General features: G+C 74.0%; 1 protein-coding gene and 2 pseudogenes. 2 read left to right on the top strand and 1 reads right to left on the bottom strand.

Annotated features, from left to right (window positions below; genetic code table 11):
* Positions 1 to 112: 112 nt before the first annotated feature.
* Positions 113 to 1,402: a serine hydroxymethyltransferase gene (gene glyA / locus JNW87_RS37590; RefSeq protein WP_201749472.1), complete on the bottom strand. Its 1,290-nt coding sequence runs from the start codon at positions 1,400 to 1,402 to the stop codon at positions 113 to 115.
* A 35-nt stretch (positions 1,403 to 1,437) separates the two neighbouring features.
* Between glyA and JNW87_RS41900 the strand changes: the two are divergent.
* Positions 1,438 to 1,533: pseudogene (locus JNW87_RS41900) on the top strand (NAD-dependent epimerase/dehydratase family protein); the annotation flags it as partial.
* Positions 1,534 to 1,557: 24 nt separating this feature from the next.
* A pseudogene (locus JNW87_RS37585) lies at positions 1,558 to 2,268 on the top strand (SDR family oxidoreductase); the annotation flags it as partial.
* Positions 2,269 to 2,468 lie beyond the last annotated feature (200 nt).

Here is a 2,468-nt window from a genome sequence, read left to right as displayed (position 1 = left end):
GCCGACCACCGCGGCGAGCGCGCCCAGCACCGCCGAGGCGATCAGCAGCACCGGCAGGTGGCGCAACCGCCAGCCGCGGTCCGCGGCCGCCTCCGCCGCGCGCGCCCCGGGCTCAGCCACGGGGGTACGCCGGGAAGGCGGCGACCAGCTCGGCCACCTCGGCGGCGATCCGGGTCAGCTCGTCGGCGCCGCCCGGAGCGGCCGGGTCGGTGCGCACCGCACGGGCGATCAGCGCGGCCACCTGCCGCATCTCCCCCTCGCGCATGCCCTGGGTGGTGACGCTCGGCGTGCCCACCCGCAGGCCCGAGGCGACCATCGGCGGCTGCGGGTCGTAGGGGATCGCGTTCTTGTTCAGGGTGATCGCCGCGGCGTCGCAGCGCGCCTCCGCCTCGGCGCCCGTCACCCCGACCTCGCGCAGGTCGATCAGGGCGAGGTGGGTGTCGGTGCCGCCGGAGACCGGGCGCATCCCCTCGGCGGCCAGGCCGCCGGCGAGCGCCTGGGCGTTGCTCACCACCTGGGAGGCGTACGCCCGGAACTCGGGCTGGGCGGCCTCGCGCAGGGCGACGGCCTTGGCCGCGACGGCGTGCATCAGCGGGCCGCCCTGGGTGAACGGGAAGACCGCCTTGTCGATCCGGGGCGCCAGCGACTCCCGGCAGAGGATCATGCCGCCGCGCGGGCCGCGCAGCACCTTGTGGGTGGTGCAGCAGACGACATCGGCGTACGGCACCGGCGACGGGACGGCCCGCCCGGCGACCAGCCCGATGAAGTGCGCGGCGTCCACCATCAGGTACGCGTCGACCTCGTCGGCGATCTCCCGGAACCGGGCGAAGTCGATCAGCCGGGGATAGGCGGTGGCCCCGCAGATGATCATCTTCGGGCGGTGCGCCCGGGCGAGGTCCCGCACCTCGTCGTAGTCGATCAGCTCGGTGTCCGGCCGGACCGTGTAGCCGACGGGGTGGAACCACTTGCCGGAGAAGTTCACCCGGCTGCCGTGGGTGAGGTGCCCGCCGTGCGGCAGATCCATCGCCAGGACGGTGTCCCCCGGCTGCACCAGCGCCGCGTACGCGGCCAGGTTGGCGCTGGCGCCGGAGTGCGGCTGGAGGTTGGCGTGCTCCGCGCCGAAGAGTTCCTTCGCCCGGGCGATGCCGATCTCCTCGGCCCGGTCCACCTCGGCGCAGCCGCCGTAGTAGCGCCGGCCCGGGTAGCCCTCTGCGTACTTGTTGGTCAGCGTCGAGCCGAGCGCGGCGAGCACCGCCGGGGAGGTCAGGTTCTCGCTGGCGATCAGCTGCAGGCCGCCGCGCAGCCGCTCCAGTTCACCCAGCACCACCCCGGCGATCTCCGGGTCGACGGCGCTGAGCTGCTGGAAGTCCGGGCCCCAGAAGGTGTCCCTCGCGTTGTCCACAGCGAACGAGTCTATGGGGCCGCACACTGGGAGTCGTGAGATGCCTCGTCACCGGAGCAACGGGTTACCTCGGCGGGCGACTCGCGCCCCGCCTGCTGGCCGAGGGGCACACCGTACGCTGCCTGGCCCGCAAGGCCGGCCGGCTGCGCGACGTACCGTGGGCGAACTCGATCGCCCGCCCGCTGGTGGAGAGCCTGATCCAGGAGGCGGTCACCCGCGAGCACGACATCGCCCGGTACGTCCCAGACCCGCCAGGCGGGCTGACCGGCTTCGACCAGGCGGTCGCCCTGGCCCTGGCCAAGGTGCGCGACGCCGAGGTGGAGACCCGCTGGTCGACCGCGAGCGGGCCGGACGCACCGGCCGAGCCGCTGCCCACCGACCCGCAGTGGTCCGGCGGCACGGTCTACACCGACATGCGGGAGCGGACGGTCAGCGCCTCGCCGGCCGCGCTCTGGCGGGTCATCGAGGGGGTCGGCGGTGAGCACGGCTGGTACTCGTTCCCGCTCGCCTGGTCCGTTCGGGGCTGGCTGGACCGGCTGGTCGGCGGGGTGGGGCTGCGCCGGGGCCGGCGCGACCCGCACCGCCTCCAGGTCGGCGAGGCGCTGGACTTCTGGCGGGTCGAGGAGATCGTCCCCGGCGAGCTGCTCCGGCTGCGCGCCGAGATGCGGCTGCCCGGCCGGGCCTGGCTGGAGATGCGCGCCGAGCCGGCTGGTGACGGTCAGAGCCGGTACGTCCAGCGCGCCGTCTTCCTCCCCCGCGGCCTGGCCGGCCACGCGTACTGGGCCTCGGTCGCCCCGTTCCACGCGATCGTCTTCGGCGGCATGGCCCGCAACATCGCCCGCGGCGCCGAACACCTCCCCACCTGACCCCGCCCCGCCCTCCCGCGCCCCTCCCGCGATCTTGCAGTTGGGGCCCGCGATTCGCGCCTTCTGCCCGATTCGCCAGGGCGCCAAGTGCAAGATCGGCGGGGTGGGGTGGGGCGCGGGATGCAAAGAAGCTCCTGATAGGACATGGATTGACTAGATCAACATGTTCAATCAGGAGCTTCGGTGGCGGATTCTGCCAT

Origin of the sequence: Micromonospora sp. ATA51 (assembly GCF_016802855.1) — a bacterium.
Lineage (GTDB): Bacteria > Actinomycetota > Actinomycetes > Mycobacteriales > Micromonosporaceae > Micromonospora > Micromonospora sicca.
This window is presented reverse-complemented; position numbering and strand designations above follow the sequence as displayed.